General features: G+C 74.8%; 15 protein-coding genes and 1 pseudogene. 4 read left to right on the forward strand and 12 right to left on the reverse strand.

Annotation, left to right across the window (positions count from 1 at the left end; genetic code table 11):
* Positions 1 to 47: 47 nt before the first annotated feature.
* The 4 genes and pseudogenes from JD78_RS22290 to JD78_RS13740 all read right to left on the reverse strand — a co-directional run bounded on the left by JD78_RS22290 (position 48) and on the right by JD78_RS13740 (position 6,134).
* Complete coding sequence (locus JD78_RS22290) at positions 48 to 1,142, reverse strand: hypothetical protein (protein WP_243731045.1); 1,095 nt, start codon at positions 1,140 to 1,142, stop codon at positions 48 to 50.
* 27 nt (positions 1,143 to 1,169) lie between these two features.
* Positions 1,170 to 1,826 (reverse strand): annotated as a pseudogene (locus JD78_RS22905) (LGFP repeat-containing protein); the annotation flags it as partial.
* Between the two features lie 53 nt (positions 1,827 to 1,879).
* Positions 1,880 to 4,585: a hypothetical protein gene (locus JD78_RS13735; protein WP_153359119.1), complete on the reverse strand. Its 2,706-nt coding sequence runs from the start codon at positions 4,583 to 4,585 to the stop codon at positions 1,880 to 1,882.
* A 139-nt stretch (positions 4,586 to 4,724) separates the two neighbouring features.
* Positions 4,725 to 6,134 (reverse strand): NAD(P)H-quinone dehydrogenase, encoded by a 1,410-nt coding sequence (locus JD78_RS13740; protein WP_153359121.1) that lies wholly within the window; start codon positions 6,132 to 6,134, stop codon positions 4,725 to 4,727.
* A gap of 201 nt (positions 6,135 to 6,335) precedes the next feature.
* Here JD78_RS13740 and JD78_RS13745 point away from each other — a divergent pair, with 201 nt between their 5' ends.
* Complete coding sequence (locus tag JD78_RS13745; RefSeq protein ID WP_243731046.1) at positions 6,336 to 6,740, forward strand: GtrA family protein; 405 nt, start codon at positions 6,336 to 6,338, stop codon at positions 6,738 to 6,740.
* Positions 6,741 to 6,765: 25 nt separating this feature from the next.
* Here JD78_RS13745 and JD78_RS13750 read toward each other — a convergent pair whose 3' ends face one another.
* Positions 6,766 to 8,937, reverse strand: coding sequence for a hypothetical protein (locus JD78_RS13750; protein WP_153359125.1), 2,172 nt, complete (start codon positions 8,935 to 8,937; stop codon positions 6,766 to 6,768).
* Positions 8,934 to 9,869: a WxcM-like domain-containing protein gene (locus JD78_RS22620; protein ID WP_153359127.1), complete on the reverse strand. Its 936-nt coding sequence runs from the start codon at positions 9,867 to 9,869 to the stop codon at positions 8,934 to 8,936. Before JD78_RS22620 ends, JD78_RS13750 begins: the two co-directional genes overlap by 4 nt.
* A 338-nt stretch (positions 9,870 to 10,207) precedes the next feature.
* Between JD78_RS22620 and JD78_RS13760 the strand changes: the two genes are divergently transcribed.
* Genes JD78_RS13760 through JD78_RS13770 form a run of 3 tightly spaced genes read left to right on the forward strand, consistent with a single transcriptional unit; the run spans position 10,208 to position 12,789 of the window.
* Complete coding sequence (locus JD78_RS13760) at positions 10,208 to 11,311, forward strand: DegT/DnrJ/EryC1/StrS family aminotransferase (RefSeq protein ID WP_153359129.1); 1,104 nt, start codon at positions 10,208 to 10,210, stop codon at positions 11,309 to 11,311.
* 1 nt (position 11,312) lies between these two features.
* Positions 11,313 to 12,335: a glycosyltransferase family 2 protein gene (locus JD78_RS13765; RefSeq protein WP_208104102.1), complete on the forward strand. Its 1,023-nt coding sequence runs from the start codon at positions 11,313 to 11,315 to the stop codon at positions 12,333 to 12,335.
* Positions 12,336 to 12,375: 40 nt separating this feature from the next.
* A complete protein-coding gene (locus JD78_RS13770; RefSeq protein WP_166521188.1) occupies positions 12,376 to 12,789 on the forward strand; it encodes a GtrA family protein in 414 nt (137 codons plus the stop codon).
* A gap of 25 nt (positions 12,790 to 12,814) precedes the next feature.
* Here the strand turns inward: JD78_RS13770 and JD78_RS13775 are convergent, their stop codons facing one another.
* From JD78_RS13775 to JD78_RS13800, 6 genes are all read right to left on the reverse strand, one after another.
* Positions 12,815 to 14,173, reverse strand: coding sequence for a hypothetical protein (locus tag JD78_RS13775; RefSeq protein ID WP_153359134.1), 1,359 nt, complete (start codon positions 14,171 to 14,173; stop codon positions 12,815 to 12,817).
* A 149-nt stretch (positions 14,174 to 14,322) separates the two neighbouring features.
* Positions 14,323 to 15,294, reverse strand: a complete 972-nt coding sequence (gene meaB, locus JD78_RS13780) for a methylmalonyl Co-A mutase-associated GTPase MeaB (protein ID WP_153359136.1) — start codon at positions 15,292 to 15,294, stop codon at positions 14,323 to 14,325.
* Positions 15,291 to 17,501, reverse strand: coding sequence for a methylmalonyl-CoA mutase (gene scpA / locus JD78_RS13785; protein ID WP_153359138.1), 2,211 nt, complete (start codon positions 17,499 to 17,501; stop codon positions 15,291 to 15,293). Before scpA ends, meaB begins: the two co-directional genes overlap by 4 nt.
* Positions 17,498 to 19,333 (reverse strand): methylmalonyl-CoA mutase family protein, encoded by a 1,836-nt coding sequence (locus JD78_RS13790; RefSeq protein ID WP_166521189.1) that lies wholly within the window; start codon positions 19,331 to 19,333, stop codon positions 17,498 to 17,500. Before JD78_RS13790 ends, scpA begins: the two co-directional genes overlap by 4 nt.
* Before the next feature lie 61 nt (positions 19,334 to 19,394).
* Positions 19,395 to 20,621: an amidohydrolase gene (locus JD78_RS13795; RefSeq protein ID WP_194290433.1), complete on the reverse strand. Its 1,227-nt coding sequence runs from the start codon at positions 20,619 to 20,621 to the stop codon at positions 19,395 to 19,397.
* A complete protein-coding gene (locus JD78_RS13800; protein WP_166521190.1) occupies positions 20,618 to 21,781 on the reverse strand; it encodes a glutamate--cysteine ligase in 1,164 nt (387 codons plus the stop codon). Before JD78_RS13800 ends, JD78_RS13795 begins: the two co-directional genes overlap by 4 nt.
* Between the last annotated feature and the right edge of the window lie 42 nt (positions 21,782 to 21,823).

Consider the following 21,823-nt stretch of genomic DNA (forward strand, 5'->3'; position numbering starts at 1 on the left):
TCGGCTGGCCGAGCCACCGGACTGGCGCTGTGTCCCGGTGCCGCCACTCACCGGTACGAGACCTGCACGGAGCAGGGCTGCTGTGGGTCCCGGCAGCCGACGTACGCCGAACCGTTCACGAACCGGGCGTAGACCAGGTTGGGCTCCACGAGGGTGCTGTCGGCCGTCGGGTAACCCAGCCCGTCCTGCGCGCCGTAGTCCTGCCAGACCCGCCACACCTGCGGGTCCAGGACCCATCCCCGGGTCTCCTGCGACCAGGCGATGCGGTCCCCGCTGGCGAACTCCTGCGTGCACCCGTCGGCGAGCAGCCCGCAGTAGGGGTCACTGACCGGGTAGCCCAGCGGACCCCGCTCCCAACCCGAGGCGGCCCAGCGGTCACGGATGCCGGCCGGCACGAGGTGGATACGACCGTCGGGCACCTGGTAGAGGGAGCCGGCCTCGAACACCTGGTGGCAGCCACCACCGATCAGCCCGCACGCTCCGTCCGTGAGCGGGTAGCCCAGCCGGTAGCTGTTCTCCCAGCCACGACGCGCCCACTCCGCCCGCATGGCGCCGGTCACGGAGTGGGCGCCCGTTACCGGGGACGAGTAGATCGACCCCGCCTGGAAGTGCTGGAAGCACCCGCCCGCGCGCAGGCCACACGTGGCCGCGCTCGTCGGGTACCCCAAGGAGCCCCTCTCGGAGCCGCTGGCGAACCAGCGGTCCCGCACCGCCCCGGACACGGCCCACGCGCCGGTACCCGGGCGGTACACGACCGAGCCGCCTTGGAAGTGCTGATAGCAGCCACCGTCCACCAGGCCGCAGGTGGTGTCGGTGACCGGGTAGCCCAACGCGCCCTGCTCCCAGCCCTGCCTGGCCCAGCCCTCACCGGCCGGGCCGGTCACCGCACGCGCCCCGCTCGCCGGCGACCAGTACACCGCGCCAGTCTGGAAACGCTGGAAGCAGCCACCAGCCCGCAGCCCGCAGACCGGCGCCGACGTCGGGTACCCCAGCGCGCCCCCCTCGGACCCGCTGCGGAACCACGCATCCCGCAGCGCCCCGCTCAACGCCCACGACCCACCGGTCCGGCTGTACATCACCGTGCCGCCCTGGAAGTGCTGGTAGCAGCCACCGTCCCGCAGGCCGCACACCGTGTCCGTCACCGGGTAACCCAGCGCCCCCCGCTCCCACCCCTGACGCGCCCAGGCATCGGACGCGGGGCTCAGCACGGCACGCGCGCCTGTGGCCGGTGAGGAGTACAACGTCCCCTTGACGAAACGCTGGAGGCAACCACCACCGGGCAACCCGCACACCGGAGCCCCCGTCGGGTACCCCAGCAACCCACCCTCCGAGCCGGTCCGGAACCAGCCGTCCCGCAGCACCCCGGCGACTGCCCACGCTCCCGTCGCCGGGCTGGACATCACCGTCCCGCCCTGGAAGTGCTGGTAGCACCCACCGTCGACCAGACCGCACTCGGTGCCGGTCACCGGATAACCCAGCGGACCCCCTTCCCAGCCCTGGGCCGCCCACCGCCCGAGCACCGCCCCGCTGACCGCATGCGCCCCCGTGCCGGCGGTCCAGTAGATCGAGCCGCCGACGAAGGTCCGGTAACAACCACCCCCGCGCAGCCCGCATCGCTCCCCCGACGTCGCCGCGCCCAGTCGCCCCGCGCTCCCCCCGAGAGCGTCGTACGCACGCGTGATCGGGCTGTCAGAGCCCGAGGCACCCGCCGCGCCCGGCACGACGACGGACACCCGCTCCTCCGCCGACGCGTGACCCGGGGGAACGGCGCCGCTGAGCAGGACGCCGAGGGAGGCAGCCAGGGAGATGAGCAACCGGAGTCGCATTCGACGGGGCACGGCACATGCATCGGCAGCCCTCACGTGAACTCCACCGGAGCTCACACCCTCCTGACCTGCCCGGTCGTCCGGTCCCACACCAGGGTGCCCAGCTGGAAGCGCTGGGCGCGGCCCTCGGGGATGCTCCGTTCCTCGTCCAGCGGGTAGCCGAGCCCGCCCTCCCAGCCCAGCCCCGCCCACCGGTCCCCGATGGCGCCGGGGACCACCGCCCGGGCGCCGGTGGCGGGCGACCAGTAGAGGGCTCCCCCGGCGAAGCGCTGCAAGCAGCCGGCATCCCGCAGCCCGCAGACGGGCCCGGCGACGGGGTACCCGAGCACGCCGCCCTCGGAGCCGAGCCGGAACCAGCCCTCGCGCAGCGCACCCGACAGCGGCCAGGAACCCCGGCTGGGGCTGTACATGACCGTGCCGCCCTGGAAGTGCTGGTAGCAGCCGCCGTCCCGCAGGCCGCACACGGTGTCCGTGAGCGGGTAGCCCAGCGCGCCACCCTCCCAGCCCTGCCGCGCCCACGCGTCACTGGCCGGCGTGGTCACCACCCGGGCCGGCGTCCGCGCCGATGCGTAGAGCGTCCCCCTCTGGAACCGCTGCAGGCAGCCACCGTCGCGGAGCCCGCAGACCGCCGCCGATGTCGGGTAGCCGAGCCCGGCCTCGGAGCCGGTCCGGAACCAGCCATCACGCAGCGCGCCGCTGATCGGCCACGCACCGGTTGCCGGACTCGACATCGCCGTCCCGCCCTGGAAGTGCTGGTAGCACCCGCCGTCACGCAGGCCGCACACCGGATCGGTCACCGGGTAACCCAGCGGACCGCGCTCCCAGCCCTGGCGGGCCCAGGGCTCGGCCGTCGGCCCGGCCACCGACCGGGCACCCGTCGCAGGGGACCAGTACAGCGACCCGGACTGGAACCGCTGGAAGCATCCTCCGCCGGGCAGTCCACAGACCTGGTCGGCCGCCGGGTAGCCGAGGACGCCACCTTCTGATCCGCGGGCGAACCAGCCGTCCCGCACCGCCCCGGAGACCGACCAGGCGCCCGCCGGACCGGACATCACGGTGCCCCGTTCGAAGTGCTGGTAGCAACCGCCGCCGACCAGGCCGCAGACCGTGTCGGTCACCGGGTAACCGAGCGAGCCGTTCTCCCAGCCGGTCGCAGCCCAGCGGTCACGCACGGCGCCGGACACGACTCGCGCACCGGTGCCCGGTGACCAGTAGATCGCCCCACCGCGGAACTCCTGGAAGCACCCGGAGGCACGCAGCCCGCACCGCTGTCCCGCCGTGGGTGCGCCGAGGGACCCGGTGGGGCCCCCGGCATCGGCGTAGCGACGACCGATGGGCGTGGCTCCCGGGCTGACGGTGACCGTGGCCGATGCCGCGTCGACCCGGGTGACGGTGATGGTGACCTCCGCCCGCGCGATGGCCAGGGAGCGGCCGACCGGCAGCGCGACCTGCTCGTCGGCGGACCAGCCACTGGCCGGCGACGGCGTGCCGTCCAGCAGCAGTGAGGTGTCCGGCTGGTCGCCCCGCTGGCGCAGCACCACGCCCTGGTCCAGCCGGAGCCGGTTCGCCGTCTGCGATCCGAGCCAGGTGTCCCGCCCGGTGGCGGCGCGGTACTCCAGCCACAAGGAGGCGCCATCCGGTGCCCGCAGCTGGATGGCCCGAGTGCCCGACGTGGCGGAGACCGGGGCCAGCGTGAAGCCGGCCGTGGCGGCCCACGGCTCGACGACCGCCCGCTCCTCGACGGGCAGGAGGCCCAGCCGGTCGGCATGCGTGGTGGACAGCGTGCCCATCTGTTCCCAGGAGAAGCCCATGACGTCGTACCAGTCGTCGTAGGCGATCGTCCGGCACGACCCGCTGTCCACGGTGGCGTCGCAGCGCACGCTCGATGCGTGCCCGAGACCCATGTTGTGCCCGAACTCATGGCTGATGACCGACGGCAGGGTGTCCCGCACGTAGGAGACGCCCCCCTCACCCACCGAACGGCCGACAGATCCCAGGCCGAAGGCGCACCCGGTGGCCGAGCGGGGCACGTAGACCAGCAGGTGCTCTGCGGCGAGGCCCCGCCACCCGGCCGCGGCGGCCGCCGCCTCCCAGATCCTCAGCGGCTCGCTGCACGTCGCGCTGGTGGTGATCCAGTCGACCCTGCCGGTGACCCCGAAGCGGACGGCCCCACGGCTCTGCTCGGCCCAGAAGTCGGCGACAGGACCGTCGACGACGGCGGCGACCTGGTCGATGGTCGCGTCCGACGTGCTGCGCTGGGTGCCGGCCGGCTGGACGAGGACGACGGTGACGGGGTGGTTGACCGTCCCGGCAGCCGGAGCCGTGGGCACGGGCTCGGGCGCGGCCAGCACCTCGGCGGCCAGTACGTCCCGAGCGGGTTCCAGCCCACCTGCGGACGCGTCGTCGTGGACCGCGCGCCCGACGGTGACCTCCACGGTCGCGCCGACGGGCAGGTCGTCGACGGCGCCCGTGGGCACCCGCACCGCGTCACCGCCGTCCGGCTGCACCCAGCTCAGCAACCCGCTGTCCTCGGCGTGCTCGTCGTCGGCGTGCTCGTCGTCGGCGTGCTCGTCGTCGGCGTGCCCGTGCTCGGGGTCGGCGTAGGCCTGGACCAGCTCCCCGACGACGGTGTCACCGGCTGTGGTCGGTGCAGCTTCGGCGCGGGTCACCGACCCGGCGATCCCCGAGACGGGCAGGACCAAGGCCAGGGCGGCACAGACGACCAGGCCGCGGGAGGCCTGGCGGACAGCGAGGGGCACGGGGACTCCAGGGCAGACGGGAACCCCCACAGCATCGGCAGGCCGGCACCGGTTCCACAGCTGGAACACCCGATCGGTCGAGCGAGTCGGCGCCGGGCTCCCGCCTGACGCGCGGGCCCCGCCCGTCACACGCGCACGGTCAGCTGTGCTCGTCCTCGGTCCCCATCAGCCGGCGGCCGGCCTCGGTGATCGACCCCGACAGCGACGGGTAGATCGCGAAGGTCTGCGCCAGGTCGGCGGCGGTGAGGCCCTTGGTGACGGCCAGCGCGATCGGCAGGATCAGCTCCGAGGCGCCGGGGGCGACCACGACGCCACCGACCACGACGTCGGTGGAGCGGCGGGTGAACAGCTTGACGAACCCGTCGTGCAGGTCGCCCATCTTGGCCCGCGCGTTGGTGGCCAGCGGCAGCCGCACGACCTCGACATCGGCGTCCTCGGTGAGCGTCTTCTCCTGCACGCCGACCGTGGCGATCTCCGGGTGGGTGAACACGTTGGCGGAGACGGTCTTCAGCCGGATCGGCGCGACGGCCTCCCCCAGCGCGTGCCACATGGCGATCCGGCCCTGCATCGCGGCGACCGAGGCGAGCTGGAAGACGCCGGTCACGTCACCGGCGGCGTAGATCCCGGGGACGGTGGTGCGGGAGACCCGGTCGACGACGACGTGCCCGGACGGCGTCAGCTCGACCCCGCACTCCGCCAGCTGCAGCCCGCTGGTGTTCGGCACGGTGCCCACGGTCATCAGCGCGTGCGAGCCCTCGACCACCCGGCCGTCGGTGAGCTCGACCCGCACGCCCTTCTCGGTGCGGACGACGCTCTGCGCCCGGCCGCGCTCGGCGATCCGCCCGCCGCGGGACTGGAAGACCTTCTCCACGACGGCGGCGGCGTCGGCGTCCTCACCGGGCAGCACCTGGTCGCGGGAGGAGACCAGGGTGACCGGGACGCCGGCCTCCAGGTAGCCGGAGGCGAACTCCGCCCCGGTGACGCCGGATCCGATCACCACCAGGTGCTCGGGCATCTCGGTGAGCTCGTAGACGTCGCGCCAGGACAGGATCCGCTCGCCGTCGGGCTCCGCGCCGGGCAGCACCCGGGGGTCGGCGCCGGTGGCGATGAGCACGACGTCGCCCTCCAGCGTCTCGGTGACCCGCCCGTCGCCGTCCAGCACCTCGACCCGGTGCACGGTGAGCCCGCGGACGTCGTCGGCGAGCCGCGCGGCGCCACCGATGATGCGCACGCCCTCGGACGCGAGACGGTGGTGGATGTCGGCGGACTGGGCGACCGCAAGCCCCTTGATCCGGGTGTTCACCGCCGGCAGGTCGATCGCGGCCCGGCCGAGCTCGGTGCCGGTGACGCCGAGGGTGGCCGAGTCGCGGACCGCGGTCATCGCGCCGGCGGAGGCGATGAAGGTCTTGGACGGCACGCAGTCGGACAGCACGCTGGCTCCCCCGATGCCGTCCCGTTCGACGACGGTGACGTCGGCGCCGAGCTGGGCGGCGACCAGGGCCGCCTCGTACCCGGCCGGGCCGCCGCCGATGATCACGATGCGGGTCATGGTTGCTGCTCCAAGCGTGGACCGACTGCTGGCGGGCCCATCATCCCCGCGTCCGGGCCACCGGTCGTCCACCACGCGGCAGGGCGCTGCGGCTGCCGCCCGACGTGGTCGAGGCGACAGCGCCTCCGCTGCGCGGCTCGTTAGGCTCGGCAGATGGGCCTCCACGCAGCGTACGGGGCGCGGGACGGGGAGGGGCGGCACGTGACGGCTGAGTCGGGATCGCGCGCCGGTCTGGTGGCCCAGGCGGGCCGATTCCTGGTCGTCGGCGTGCTGGGCGCCGTCGTCGACCTGACCGTCTACACCCTCGCGCTGCACCTCGGGCTGTGGGTGCATGCCGCGCGAGCGCTGAGCTTCGTGTGCGGCACCACGACCGCCTACGCGCTCAACCGGCGCTGGGCCTTCCGGGTGGAGGGCGGCAGGCGGCGAGCGCTGGGGTTCGCGCTGCTCTACGGCACGACCTTCTTCCTGATCCTCGGGGTGAACGCGGCGACCCTGGCCCTGCTGCCCGACCGCAGCTGGACGGTCACGCTGGCCTGGGCGATCTCCCAGGGGGTCGGCACCACCTGGAACTTCGTCATGCTGCGGACCGTGGTGTTCCGGCCCTGAGCCGCTCCCGGCGCCGCGGCCGGACTCAGGGACGCTCCAGGCGGAGGACGACGGTGGTGTCCGTGGCGTAGGCCGGCTCGGCCCACGGTGACCACGTGCGGGTCGTGGTCGAGGCCAGGTCGACCACGACCCACCGCACCCCGGCGTCCCAGAGCACCCGGGCGTCGGCCTCTCCGGGTGCGTCGACGAAGCGGCGGGACCGCTCGACGCGCTCGTCCACCCAGGCGGCGTGCGGCAGACCGGCGACGTAGTCGGCACCCTCGACGTACGTGCGGCGCTCGGCGAGGGCCGCGGTCATGAACCAGCGCTGCCGGTCGCACGGTGCGGCTCCGACCTGCGGCGCACTGCACTGGCGGTTCGTCACGACGACGTCGTCGACCGCCGAGTGGTCGCGCAGCCAGACCAGGGCGGCGGCCTGATCCGGCGCCCAGGCCAGCGGAGCCCCCGGCGCCGCGGCCACCGGGGGTGGCGTGCGGGCGGTGTCCACCAGGGCCACCTGGCCGGCGGTGAGCGCGGCGACCGTGAGGGCCCAGGCTGCGACCGCGACCGCCCCGGACGTGCTGACCGCGAGACGGTCCGGACCACCCTGCCGCCACCGGCGGAGGAACACCACCGCAGCCACGAGCAGCGGCAGCGCCCAGACCAGGTAGGGCGGGATCCACGGGTGCTCGGGGACGGCGACCAAGCCCAGGACGCCAGCGGTCACCCCGACGGCCGCGGCCGTCCACCGTGACCGCGCCGTCATCCGGGTCAACGCCGCCCCGACCCCGGCGGCGGCCACCACCGACACGACGACGCCCGCCGAGATCGGGAAGTAGAGCTGGCTGAAACCCGGGTGGGCCAGCACCGACAGCAGGAAGAGCCCTGCGGCTCCCGCGCCGACGGCGAACCACACCTCCGGCTGCGGGCGCCGCGAGAGGAGGGCCGCGACCCCCGCCCATCGAGCCGCGACGAGCAGCAGCGTCGCGCCGGTGCCGATCACCAGGCCGAGCCGCCCCTCCCCCGCGAAGCCCATGGCCCGGGCCGTGGCACCCGGCTGCAGCACCAGGTCGCCCTTGCTGCCCATGATCAGGACGACGTAGGCACCGGCCACCGCGACCAGGACGACGGCCAGCGCGGCGAGCGCGCGGCGACGGGTGCCACGGTCCCGGAGCTGGGACAGGGCGAGCAGGCCGATTCCCCCGCCCAGGACGGCCGCGAAGCTGGTCTTGCCGCCGACGCACCCGACCGCGAACAGCCCGAGCAGGGCGTAGGGCCAGCGCACCGAACCCCGCAGCAGGTCGGTGAGGACCACGGCGGCGCCGAGCACGGACAGCGCGCCGAAACCGAGCGAGGGCGAGAGCAGCGAGTGCTGCAAGAAGGTGATCGACGAAGCGCTGGCCACGTTGAGGCCCACCGCCACGAGCAGCACGGCGAGGAAGGGCACGGCGCGGTGGGCGGAGAGGCGGCGGCTCCAGGTGACGACCAGGCACAGCACGCCCAGGAAGGCGACCAGGGGCAGCACCCGGGTGATGACGACGAACGAGCCCGCGCCCGCCGCGTCCGTGGTCGAACCGGACCAGGCGTGCACGAACCAGTGGTACCGCACCGGCTCGCCGGCCCCGACGATGCTGTCGCCCGGACCCCACGTGGCCAGCGAGGTCGCGAGCGCCTCGTGGTACGGGATGTCGACGTAGTAGCTCCACCACCCGGTGGGCGACAAGGGGTGGTTCCGCCAGAACGACCAGAGGAACAGCAGCGCGGCCGCGAGCCCGGCGCTGACCGCGGCCACCTCGTCGACGCCGGGCCCGGCCACCGTGCCGGTGCGGAACCGGGCCCGGACGGCCGGGGCCAGCAGGGTGAGCGCGACGAGGGCGGTGGCCGCCAGCCAGCCGACCGGCCCCAGTGGGGTCGGTCGCAGCAGCTGCGCGCCGAGCATCGCCAGCAGCGTCCCCAACGCGGTGCCCATGCCCAGCAGCTCGCTGACGGCCACGGTCGCCGGCCCCCGCGCCAGCCGCCACAGCACCGCGCCCGTCAGCACCTGGACGGCGACGACGAGGACCAGGCGGGCGGCCTGGAGCGTGTCCACGCCACTCAGCACCAGCGCGGACCAGCCGAGCACCGCCAGCGCCGGCGGGACCACCCACGCGGCAGGCCGGCCGGGCCCCTCGACCGGGCCTCGCGCGGGCGCCGGGCGCTCCAGCAGCGCCGTCGTCACGACGAGGCCGCCCGCGCGACCTCGGCGAGGAACTCGTCGTGGTCGCGGATGTAGTCGGCCGGGTCGTAGGGGTCGGATGCGAGCACCAGGAGCACGGCGTCGGCGGAGTACCGGTACTGCGTGCCCCAGGTCATCGGCTCCATGTGCAGCCCGACGTCCGGCTCGTCCAGCACGAACTCCTGGCGCTCGTGCCCGTTGTCCACCACGGCGTTCACGCTGCCCTGGACGCAGACCAGCAGCTGGTGGCACCGCCGGTGAGCGTGGGCACCCCTGACGTCGGACGAGGGGACCCCGAAGACGGTGAAGAAGCGCTGCGGCACGAACGGCAGCGCCCCGGCGAAATCGGCGGCCACGAGGCTGCCCCGGAGATCGTCGACCCGGGTCAGCCGGACCAGCCGCACGCCCGGTACCCGGCTCTCCGGGAGGTGACCGGCCAGCGAGGGGGTCGGGTCGCTGTCCTCCGGACCGGCGTCGACGTACCCCACGATCCGTGCCGGGTTGCCCACCACGATCGCATTGGGCGGGACGTCCTTGGTCACGACGGCGCCGGCCCCCACCATCGCCTGCCGGCCGATGGTGACACCGGGCAGGATCGTCGCGTTGCCGCCGAGGGAGGCGCCCGGGCCGACGATCGTCTGGGCGAACGACTCCGGGTACACCCGGCTGCGCGGGAACGGGTCGTTGGTGAAGGTCACGTTGGGGCCGACGAACACGTCGTCGGCGAGCCGGATGCCGTCCCACAGCTGCACGCCGCACTTCACCGTCACCCGGTCGCCGACCACGACGTCGTTCTCCACGAACACGTGGTCGCAGATGTTGCAGTCCGCGCCGATCCGCGCCCCCGGCAGGACGTGCGCGAAGGCCCACACCCGGGTGCCCGCGCCGACGTCCGTGCTCTCGCAGATCCCCTGCGGGTGGACGAAGTGGTTCATCGGGCGATCTCCTGACCGGGGCATGCGAACGGGACGCGCAGCTGCCGGGCCGTTCTGCGGGCGGCAGGCGTTCGCCCCCACAGTCGCAGAAACGACCCGCCGATGCGCCCAGCAGTCCCGGGATCCGCCACGGGAGAGCACTTCCGGTGCCGATGGTGCTGCTGTGACGGACCGGTACTCCCGATCGGCCCGTGCGGGTGGCCCGGCTGCCCGGACTGCCTACGATCGAGCAGGCCAGAGTCGCCCGACCGCCTCCGTGCCGGAGTGGCTCGGGGCCCGGGCTGCCCGCCGCCCGGACCCCGGCCGGACACCGCGCTCATCGGAAAGGCGGTCCATCCATGGACACCGTGCCCCTGAACGACCTCTCGCGTGGCTTCGCCGTCATGGAAGGTGAACTGCGTGGGGTGGTGGACGAGGTACTGGCCAGCGGCTGGTACGTCCTGGGCCCGCAGCACGACGCCTTCGAGACCGAGTTCGCCACCGCCGTGGGCGCCGCACACTGCGTGGGCGTCGCCAACGGCACCGACGCCCTGGAGCTGGCCCTGCTCAGCGTCGACTGCCGGCCCGGCGACGAGGTGGTGACCGCCGCGAACGCCGGCATGTACACCTCGACCGCCGCGCTCAAGGCCGGCCTGGTCCCCCGGTTCGCCGACGTCGACCCGGCGTCGCTGCTGCTCACGGCCGCCACCGTGGAACCGGCCCTGTCCCCGCGCACCCGGGCCGTCGTCGTCACCCACCTCTACGGCAGGGTCGCCGAGATGGGTCCGCTCCGCGAACTCTGCCGGTCGGCCGGGGTGGCGCTGGTCGAGGACTGCGCGCAGTCCGCCGGTGCCCGCGCCGAGGAGGGCCCGGCCGGGTCGCTCGCCGACGTCGCCTCCTTCAGCTTCTTCCCGACCAAGAACCTCGGGGCGCTCGGTGACGCCGGGGCCGTGGTGACCGACGACCCGGACCGGGCGCAGCTGCTGCGGAGCCTGCGTCAGTACGGCTGGTCGGCCAAGTACCACGCCACCGTGCCCCGGGGCCGCAACAGCCGGCTCGACGAGCTGCAGGCCGCCGTCCTCCGTGCCCGGCTGCCGCACCTGGCCGGCTGGAACGAGCGGCGACGCGAGATCGTCGGCCGCTATGCCGCCGCCCTCGGCGAGGGTCCCCGGCGCATGGTGCACGGCGACGTCGCTGCCTCCCCCGCCTACGTCGCGCACCTGGCCGTGATGAGCAGCCCCACCCGGGATGCGGACCGGGCGGCGCTGACGGACGTCGGGATCCGGACCGACGTCCACTACCCGGTCCCCGACCACCGCCAGCCGGTCCTGGCCGGCACCACCGACGGCGTCTCGCTCCCGGTCACCGAGCTCGCCGCGACCCAGATCCTGACGCTCCCCTGTTTCGCCGAGTTGACCGATGCCGAGATCGAGCGGGTGTGCGATGTCCTTCACCGACTTTGACGTGAGCGTGCTGTCCGGCCTCCGGGAGTCCCCGGACGGGGACACCGACCCGTCGCAGTCCCCACGCGCCGCCGTCACCTACTCGGTGGTGGTGCCGGTGTACGGCAACGAGGCCACGATCCCGCAGGTGATCGAGCGGCTGGCCGCGCTCGCCCAACGGGTCGAGGGCGGCATGGAGGCGGTCTTCGTCGTCGATGGTTCCCCCGACGGCTCGCTGCTGCAGTTGCGCCGACTGCTGCCGGCGTCCGGGCTGCGCGCCCAGCTGGTGACCCTGTCCCGCAACTACGGGTCGTTCTCCGCGATCCGCGCCGGGCTGGCCGTGGCGCAGGGCGAGTACGTCGCCGTCATGGCCGCTGACCTGCAGGAGCCGGTGTCGCTGGTCGAGGACATCTTCGCGCGGTTGACCACCGGCGCACACGACGTCGCCGTCGGCGTCCGCCAGGGGCGGGACGACCCGGCGCTGTCCTCGCTGGCCTCCCGCACCTTCTGGGGCCTGCAGCGCCGGTTCGTGCAGCCCGACCTCCCCGTGGGCGGCGTCGACATGTTCGGCTGCACCCGGCAGGTGGTCACCGAACTGCTGCGCCTGGACGAGTCGCACACCAGCCTCGTCGGCCTGCTCTACTGGCTCGGGTTCCGCCGCGTGGAGGTCCCGTACGTCCGGCTGGAGCGGGAGCACGGCACCAGCGGTTGGACGCTGCGCAAGAAGCTGCGGTACATGAACGACAGCATCTTCGCCTTCACCGACCTGCCGATCACCGTGCTGATCACCGCAGGATTCCTCGGAGTGCTCGGGTCGATCACGGCCGGCATCGTGGTCTTCGCGGCGTGGGCCACCGGCAACGTGGACGTGCCCGGGTACACGCCGCTGATGCTCGTGCTGTTCCTGCTCTGCTCCTCGATCCTGCTGGCGCTGGGCATCGTCGGCTCCTACGTGTGGCGCACCTACGAGAACAGCAAGCGTCGGCCCGGGGCGGTGCCGATGCACCACGAGCTCTTCCCGGCACCCCCGCCCGACCGTGGCTGAGCACACCTCGCCGGCGGGCTCCGGACCCGGCGGCGCAAAGGTGCTCGCCGCAGTGCTCGACCCGGGCAGCCGGTTCGGGCCGCTGCTCCGCTTCGCGCTGGTCGGCGGCAGCAACACGCTGGTCACCCTCGCCCTGTTCGTGCTGCTGCAGCAGTGGCTCAGCCCGGGGGTCGCCTACACGATGGTGTTCGCCGTCGGCCTGGCCTACACCACCGCGATGACCGCGCGGGTGGTCTTCGGCACCCGGCCCACCTGGTGGTCCGGTGCCGCGTTCGTCGGCTGGTACCTGCTGGTCTACCTGGTGGGGCTGCTGGTGGTGCGCGGGCTGCACACCTGGTGGGAGCCCGGGGCTCTGGTCACCGCCGTGGTCACGGTGGGTGTGACCGCGCCGCTGAACTTCCTGGGCGGCCGGGTGCTGTTCCAGCGCCTGCCCGCGGGGACGGGACCGGCCTGAGCGGGCCGGCCGAGGCCGCACCCGCTCAGCGCCCGGAGCAGAGCTCCGGGGTCGCCATCCCGGCGAACGGGTGCTGCAGTCCGGCGACCCCTACGGCGTAGACGGCCGCCACGGCAACGACGGTGCCGGCGACCCACCACCAGGCGCTGCGGCCCTGCGGGCGGCCACCGGCCACCACCGTCGCGCACCCGGCGACCCCGATGAGCACCAGCGGCAGGGCGAACCGGGTCTCGGTGGCAGAGGTCACCAGCGTGGCCAGCGACCCGAGCCACACCAGGAGAACCGCCACCCGGCCCAGCGTCGTCCGCCCGCGCTCACGAGTGCTCAGGCGCAGGAGTGCGGCGACCCCGGCCACCGAGACGGCGGTGACCAGCACGGCGAAGACCACGTCCACGCCGGGGGCCGGCGTCAGGTACGGCGTGGACAGCGGCCAGTGCAGCGCGGCCCCCACCTTCTGGGCGGCGAAGGGCACCGACTGCGGCAGGTGGTGCAGGAAGGCCGAGGCCAGCCCAGCGGGTGACCGGGGGACCTCCCCGGCGAGGGCGTCGACCATCGCCGGGGAGCAGGAGAACAGCCGCGGTTCCGCGTCCGGTCCGGCCACCACCGTGTCGTACCGGACGACGTAGGACGCGAAGGACGCCTGGAGCTCGGTGAGGCCGCCGGTCCCTGGCGGCACCGGCAGCCAGGACGTCCCGCGGCTGCGGTTGAGGGCGACCTGGGGCGCCAGTGCGAGGGTCGCGCCGAGGGCTGCCCACAGCGCCGCCCACCGGCGGGCGAGGAGGACGGCCACGCCGACGGCCGCCAGCGGCAGCAGCGTGGCGGGCCGGATGTTGACCGCCGCACCGGCGGCGACGCCGGCCAGCACGAGCCACCCGCGACCCTGCCGGTGCAGCGCCGCCACGACGGTCAGGAGGAGCGCGGCGGCCCAGAGATCGGTCAGCGGGAACGGGGCGAACCCGCCGGTCACGACCGCCGTCCCGAAGGCGCAGCAGACCACCGTCCATGGCCCCGCAGGGCGCCAGATCGACACCAGGGCCGGCAGCAGGACCACCCCGATGAGCCCGATGAGCACGGCGTTCTCGGCGAGCACGGCGGCACCGGCCAGGTCGTCCCCCGCAAGCCGCGTGACCACCGCTGCCGGCAGGTAGAGCAGCGTGGTCAACACCCCGCGGAGGTCGAGCAGCCCTTCGACGACGGCGCTCCGCTCGTCGAGCAGCGCCTGCGCACCGCCCCAGTACCTCGTGGCGTCGTAGCGGAAGACCGGTGCCGGTGGTTGCAGGTGGACCACGAGCACCAGCAGTGCGCCGAGTGCCGCACGCAGCCCACCGGGGACCCGGTGGGTCTGCTCGCGGAGCGGGCCCTCGACGGGAAGTGCTTGTGCCACGTACGGGACCTCCGGGTGATCGCGCCCTCCCGGACGGGCAGGGTGAAGGGCAGGCGACGGCGACCGGGCCGACTGCGCCGGGGCAGGTTAGGACGCCCGGCGGGTCCTGCGCGGGAGGCAGGCCGGGAGCACCGCGGTCAGCGGTCGGGTCAGCCCAGGAAGGTGCCCAGCAGCCGGCGGGCGGCCAGCGCCGGGGTGAGCTCGCCGGAGAGCACCTCGCGCTCCAGCTCCGGCGCCAGCGACCGGACGCCGGGGTGTTCGCGCAGCCGGTGCTCCAGCCCGTCCCGGACCAGCTGCCACAGCCAGCGCACCTGCTGTTCGCGGCGCCGCCGGTCCAGCTCCCCCGAGGCGCGCCGCCGGTCCTGGTGCGCGACCACCGCGGCCCACACCTCGGGCAGCCCGGCGCCGGTGAGCCCCGCGCAGGTGAGCACCGGCACGGCCTCGCCGCGCAGCATCCGCATCGCCCCGGCCAGCTCCCGGGCCGCCCGCCGGGCGTCGGGCTCGCCGGGGCCGTCGGCCTTGTTGACCGCGACGACGTCGGCGATCTCCAGGATGCCGCGCTTGATCCCCTGCAGCTGGTCGCCGGTGCGGGCCAGGGTGAGGAAGAGGAAGGAGTCGACCATCTCGGCGACGGCGGTCTCGGACTGCCCGACGCCGACGGTCTCCACCAGGACGACGTCGTGCCCGGCCGCCTCGACCACGACCACCGACTCGCGGGTCGCCTGGGCCACCCCGCCGAGCGTGCCGGCGGTCGGCGCGGGCCGGATGAACGCGGCCGGGTCGACGGCGAGCCGGCTCATCCGGGTCTTGTCCCCCAGCACCGACCCGCCCGAGCGCGCCGACGACGGGTCGACCGCGAGCACCGCCACCCGCGCCCCGGCCGCGGTGAGCTGCACGCCGAGGGCGTCGATGAACGTGGACTTGCCGACCCCGGGCACCCCGCTGATGCCGACCCGCCGGGCGCCCCCGGCGTGCGGCAGCAGCTGCACCAGCAGCTCCTGCGCGCGGTCGCGGTGGTCGGCGCGGCGGGACTCGACCAGCGTGATCGCCCGGGCCACCGACCGGCGGTCCCCGGCCAGCACGCCGTCGACCAGCGCCGGGACGTCGACCGCTGGGCTCACGGGTGGCCCAGGCGGTCCGACAGGGTCCGGAGCAGCTCCTGCGCGGCCTCGGCGATGACCGTGCCGGGCGGGAAGACCGCGGCCGCGCCCATCTCCCGCAGCGTCGGCACGTCGTCGGGCGGGATCACCCCGCCCACGACGACCAGCACGTCGTCGGCGCCGAGCTCGGCGAGCGCGTCGCGCAGCGCGGGCACCAGGGTGAGGTGGCCGGCGGCCAGCGAGGAGACGCCGACGACGTGCACGTCGGCCTCCACCGCCTGCCGGGCCACCTCGTCCGGGGTCTGGAACAGCGGGCCGACGTCGACGTCGAAGCCGAGGTCGGCGAAGGCCGTGGCGATCACCTTCTGCCCGCGGTCGTGCCCGTCCTGGCCCATCTTGGCCACCAGGATCCGCGGCCGGCGCCCCTCGTCCTCGGCGAACCGGTCGGTCATGGCGCGGGTCTCCCCCACGGCGCCGGAGTCGCCGGCCTCGTCGCGGTACACACCGGAGATGGTGCGCACCTGACCGGCGTGCCGCCCGTACACCGCCTCCAGCGCGTCGGAGATCTCCCCCACGGTCGCCCGCGCCCGGGCGGCGTCGATGGACAGCGCCAGCAGGTTCTGCTCGAGCCCCGGCCCGCGCCGGCCCTCGGCGGCGGCGCGGGCGGCGTCGGTGAGCCGGGCCAGCGCCTCGCGCGTCGCGGCCTCGTCGCGGGTCGCCCGCAGCTCGGCGAGCTTCGCCCGCTGCTGGGCCAGCACGTCGGCGTTGTCCACCCGCAGCACCTCGACCGGCTCGTCGGCGTCGACCCGGTACTTGTTGACCCCGATGACCGGCTGGACGCCGGCGTCGATGCGCGCCTGGGTGCGGGCCGCGGCCTCCTCGATGCGCAGCTTCGGGATGCCGTCGTCGATCGCCTGCGCCATGCCGCCGTGCGCCGCGACCTCCTCGATGTGCGCCCAGGCGCGGCGGGCCAGGTCGGCGGTGAGCTTCTCCACGTAGGCCGAGCCGCCCCACGGGTCGATCACCCGCGTCGTCCCGGACTCCTGCTGCAGCAGCAGCTGGGTGTTGCGGGCGATCCGCGCCGACGCGTCGGTGGGCAGCGCCAGCGCCTCGTCGAGGGCGTTGGTGTGCAGCGACTGGGTGTGCCCCTGGGTGGCGGCCATCGCCTCCAGGCAGGTGCGGACGACGTTGTTGTAGACGTCCTGCGCGGTCAGCGACCAGCCCGAGGTCTGCGAGTGGGTGCGCAGCGACATCGACTTCGGGTTCTGCGCGCCGGCCTCGCGCACCAGCCGGGCCCAGAGCAGCCGGCCGGCCCGCAGCTTCGCGACCTCCATGAAGAAGTTCATGCCGATGCCCCAGAAGAAGCTCAGCCGCGGGGCGAAGGCGTCGACGTCCAGGCCGGCGGCCTTCCCCGCCGCCAGGTACTCGACGCCGTCGGCCAGGGTGTAGGCGAGCTCCAGATCGGCCGTCGCCCCGGCCTCCTGGATGTGGTAGCCGGAGATGGAGATCGAGTTGTACCGCGGCATCCGCTGCGAGGTGAACGCGAAGATGTCGCTGATCACCTGCATCGACGGCTTCGGCGGGTAGATGTAGGTGTTGCGGACCATGAACTCCTTGAGGATGTCGTTCTGGATCGTCCCCGAGAGCTGGTCCGGGCCCACGCCCTGCTCCTCCGCCGCGACGACGTAGAGCGCCAGCACCGGCAGCACGGCGCCGTTCATCGTCATCGACACGCTCATCCGGTCCAGCGGGATGCCGTCGAACAGCTGACGCATGTCCAGGATCGAGTCGATCGCCACCCCGGCCATCCCGACGTCGCCGATCACGCGCGGGTGGTCGGAGTCGTAGCCGCGGTGGGTGGGCAGGTCGAAGGCGACGCTCAGCCCCTTCTGCCCGGCGGCCAGGTTGCGCCGGTAGAAGGCGTTGGAGGCCGCCGCGGTGGAGAAGCCGGCGTACTGCCGGATGGTCCACGGCTGGGTGGTGTACATCGTCGGGTAGGGCCCACGCAGGTACGGGGCGATGCCCGGGTACGTGCCCAGCGTGTCGAGCCCGGCGAGGTCGGCCGGGGTGTACAGCGGCGGGACGGCGATCCCCTCCGGGGTCTGCCACGCCGCCTCGGCCGGGGTACGGCCGGTGGCCTGCGCGAAGTGCGCCGCCCAGTCCGCGCCGGTGGCCCCGGCGCCCGGGGCGCCGAGCTCCAGGTCGCCGAAGTCGGGGATCGCGCTCACGGCCGGACCTCCAGCTGGTCGAGGACGGTGGTCAGCACCGCGAGGGCGTCGCAGCCGGCGGACAGGTGGCCGTCCACGCCCGCGACGTCCGCGGTGCCGGCCAGCCAGACGTGCGTCGCGCCGGCCGCGCGGAGCTCCGCCGCCAGCGCCGCCGCCGACTCGGCGTAGTCGCGGTCGGTGCCGCAGATGCAGGCGACCGTCGTCCGTGCCTCCGCGAAGCCGGTGGCGCCGTCACCGGACGGGGTGCGCAGCCCGCCGGCGGCGAACAGGTTGCTGGCGAACCCGGCGCGGGCGGTGTGCCGGGCGACCGGGCCGAGCGTCGCCAGGTACACCGCCGGTTGCGGTTCGTGGGCCTGGACGGCGTCGCGCAGCGCCTCGAAGCGCTCGGCGGCCCGCACCCGGGGCAACCCGGCCGAGGTCCGCGGTGGCGGCGCCGGGCGGCGTTCCGGCAGCACCTCCGCGGCATCCGGGAACTCGGTCACCCCGGTGATCGCGTCGGTGCGGTGCGCGACCCGCTCCTGCCGGGTGGCCCAGACCGCGGCGAGCCGCTCACCGACCAGGCCGGAGGCCAGCGCGGCGGGGAGCCCGCCGGCCCGCTCGACCTCGGTGAACCAGGCCCAGGCGGCCTGCGCGATCGACTCGGTCAGCGCCTCGACGTACCAGGAGCCGCCGGCCGGGTCGAGCACCCGGCCCACGGAGGCCTCCTCCAGCAGCAGGTTCTGGGTGTTGCGGGCGATCCGCCGGGCGAACGCGTCGGGCAGGCCGAGGGCGGCGTCGAACGGCTGCACGGTGACGACGTCGGCGCCGCCCACCCCCGCGGCGAAGCCGGCGACCGTCTTCCGCAGCATGTTCACCGCCGCGCCGTGCCGGGTGACCATGACCGAGGAGGTGACGGCGTGCTGGCGCATCGCCCGGTGCTCGGCCGCGACCCCGCTGGCCTCGCCGACCCGGTTCCACAGCCGGCGCGCGGCGCGCAGCGCGGCGATGGTGGTGAACTGGTCGACCCCGGCGGAGAGCCGGAACTCCAGCTGGCCGAACGCCTCGTCCACGCCCAGCCCGCCCGCGGTCAGCGCGCGCAGGGCGGCCACCCCGGCGGCGACCGCGCAGCCCAGCTCCTCGACCACCGAGCCACCGGCGTCGGCGAACACCGTGCCGTCGACGGCGACGGTGCGCCAACCCGCCGGTGCGCGGCGGGCCAGGCCGGCGAGGTCGCCGGTGCCCAGCGGGTCCAGGCCCAGGCAGCCGCCGGGCGCGAGGTCGGTGCGCCCGGCCACGAGGTCGAGGAACGCCTCCGCCGCCGGGGCACCCCCCTGCAGGGTCACCGGGGCGAGGTCCAGGTAGACGTCGGTGAGCACCTCGCCGAGCGCCTCGACCGGGATCGCGCCGTCGCCCAGCACCAGCCACAGCGAGGTGACGCCGTTCTCCAGGTCGGCGGCGATCGCCTCCCGGGTGCCCGCGACGTCGGGGTCGGCGTGCCGCTGCCGGACGTCCCAGCCGGCCGGGACCCCGGCCTCGGCGCTCCCCGCCCGGGCCCCGCGGACGAACGGCGGCGACCCGGGCACCCCGGCCGCGGTGGGCAGGTCACCGGCGTCCTCGGCGGTGTAGAGCGGTGCGACGGTGACGCCGGTGGCCACGGTGGCGCGCAGCGCGTCCTCCACCGGGTCGGGCAGGTCGTCCCGCCCCGCCTTGCGCAGCACCCCGGCGACCAGCTCCCGCCACTGCTCCCGGGTGGCGGCCGGGGAGCCCGCGGCGAGGTCGAGCTGCGCGGGCGTCTCCGGCTCGGCGGGGGGCGGCCCGGTCGGGCGCCCCACCTGCTGGTCGGGAGAGCTCATCGTCGGGTCTCCGCCTCTCGGTGGGTGGCACGGCGTCACGTCGACCGAAGCTCTACACGATCTACCGGGCGGGGTCACCCACGGGGACGGCGGAGTCGGCGGCGAGCGCGTGCAGCGCGGTGCGGCCCAGCAGCCGGACGCCGACGCCGATCGCCCGCTCGTCGACGTCGAACGTGCCGCGGTGCAGGTCGAGCGCGGGACCGGAGCCGGCGGTGCCCAGCCGGGCCAGCGCGATCGGCAGCACCTCGGCGAACCACCCGAAGTCCTCCCCGCCCATGCTCTGCGGGGACTGCACCACGCCCTCTCCGCCGACGGTCTCGATCGCGGCTCCACGCAGCAGCGCGACGCTGCGCGGGTCGTTGACCACCGGCGGCACGCCCCGCACGTAGTCGATGGCGACCTCGGCGCCGGAACCGTTCGCGACCTCGGTGACCAGCCGGCGGACCAGGTCCTCGGCCTGGCTCCACACCGAGCGGTCCAGCACCCGCAGGGTGCCGCGCAGCGTGCCGGTCTGCGGGATGGCGTTGGCCGCGACGCCGGCGCTGACCGCCCCCCAGACCAGGGACAGGCTGGACCGCGGGTCGACCAGGCGGGAGAGCAGACCAGGCACGTCGGTGACCACCTGGCCGAGCGCGTGCACCAGGTCGACGGTGAGCTGCGGCCGGGCGGTGTGCCCGCCGGGGCCGGTCAGGGTGACCTCGACCCGGTCGCAGGCGGCGGTGATCGCCCCGGTGCGCAGTCCCACCTGCCCGACCGGGAGCGAGGGGTCGCAGTGCAGCGCGAACGCGCGGCTGGCGCCGGCCAGCACGCCCTCGTCGACGACGGCCAGGCCGCCGCCGGGCAGTTGCTCCTCGGCCGGCTGGAAGACGCAGCGGACGGTGCCGGGCAGCCGCTCCTGGGCGGCGAGCGCCAGCGCGACGCCGAGCAGCACCGTGGTGTGCACGTCGTGCCCGCAGGCGTGGCACATCCCCTCGCGGGTGGAGCGGTAGGGCACGTCCTTCAGGTCGGCCAGCGGCAGCGCGTCGATGTCCGCGCGCAGCACGACGGTCGGGCCGTCGGGGTCGCCGGGCACGTCGCACACCAGGCCGGTGCCGCTGCGCAGCCGCCGCGGCCGCAGCCCGGCCGCGGACAGCCGCTGCTCGAGGTGGGCGGTGGTCTCGTGCTCGGCGAACCCGAGCTCGGGGTGGGCGTGCAGGTGGCGGCGGACGGCGACCAGCTCGGGCTGGTGCTCCCGGGTCCAGCGGTCCAGCCGGGCGCCGGCGTCGTCCTGGGGACGGGCCTCGCTCACCGCGGCTCCCCGACGCCGTCGTCCGGGGTGGGGAGGCCGTCGCGGAGCTCGGCGACCAGGCTGTCGACGACCGGGTGCAGGTCGCCGTCGTGCGCCGCCGCGACCGCCCGCTGCCGCTGGTAGGACCCGCCGACGGCCAGCACCCGGCGGACGTCGAGCAGCTCGGCCTCGCAGTCGAGCTTGCGGGCGGTGGGCAGCAGCTCCTCGACCAGCTCGGCCAGCGCCTCGCGGACCGGGGCCACGGTGCCCTGCTCGTCGACGACGATCTGCGCGTCCAGGCCGTAGCGCACCGCGCGCCACTTGTTCTCCCGGACGATCCAGCCGGCCGGCGTGGGCAGGGTGTAGCCGCGGTCGAGCTGGGTGTCCAGCTGCTCGACCAGGCACTGGGCGAGGGCGGCGACCGCACCGATCTCGTCGAGGGTGGGCAGCCCGTCGCAGATGCGCAGCTCGACGGTGCCGAAGTCCGGGTGCGGCCGCACGTCCCACCACACCTCGCGGACGCTCTCGATCGCCCCGGCGGCGACCAGCGTGCCCATGTACTCCTCGAACCCGGCCCAGTCGGTGAGCTGGTAGGGCAGGCCGGCGGTCGGCATGCCCTCGAACACCTTGGTGCGCACCGAGGCGAGCCCGGTGTCGCAGCCGGACCAGAACGGGGAGGACGCCGACAGCGCCAGGAAGTGCGGCACGTACTGCAGCAGCGCGTTGACGATCGGCATCGCCTTGTCCGGCGAGCGGACGCCGACGTGCACGTGGACGCCGAAGATCTGCAGCCGCCGGGCGGGCCACTGCATCCGCTCGACCAGCTCGGCGTACCGCTCCTTCGGCGAGATCTCCTGGGTGTCCCACCGCGTGTAGGGGTGGCTGCCGGCGCACATCAGGTCCAGCCCGCGCCGGTCGGCCGCCGCGACGACCTCGGCGAGCGTGCCCGCGAGGTCGGCCTTGGCCTCGGCGACGGTGGCGCAGATGCCGGTGATCACCTCGACCGTCGACTGCAGCAGCTCGTGCTTGGCCTTCGGGTGCTCCGCGAGCCCCTCGGGGGTGATCTCGGCCAGGATCTCGGTGGCGCCGGAGGTCAGCTCACCGGTCTCGCGGTCGACCAGCTGGAGTTCCCACTCCACTCCCAGGGAGGCGCGCTCGGACGAGTGGAAGGGGATCTGCACCCCGCGAGTCTAGGAGCGGGCCGGGGACGGCGCCGGTCGTGC

This window comes from Modestobacter roseus, assembly GCF_007994135.1.
In the GTDB taxonomy this organism is placed as follows: domain Bacteria; phylum Actinomycetota; class Actinomycetes; order Mycobacteriales; family Geodermatophilaceae; genus Modestobacter; species Modestobacter roseus.

Coding starts and splice junctions, on each gene's coding strand:
- JD78_RS13740 (WP_153359121.1), bottom strand. CDS start 6,134: ATGACCCGCATCGTGATCATCGGCGGCGGCCCGGCCGGGTACGAGGCG.
- JD78_RS22620 (WP_153359127.1), bottom strand. CDS start 9,869: ATGAACCACTTCGTCCACCCGCAGGGGATCTGCGAGAGCACGGACGTC.
- JD78_RS13760 (WP_153359129.1), top strand. CDS start 10,208: ATGGACACCGTGCCCCTGAACGACCTCTCGCGTGGCTTCGCCGTCATG.
- JD78_RS13790 (WP_166521189.1), bottom strand. CDS start 19,333: ATGAGCTCTCCCGACCAGCAGGTGGGGCGCCCGACCGGGCCGCCCCCC.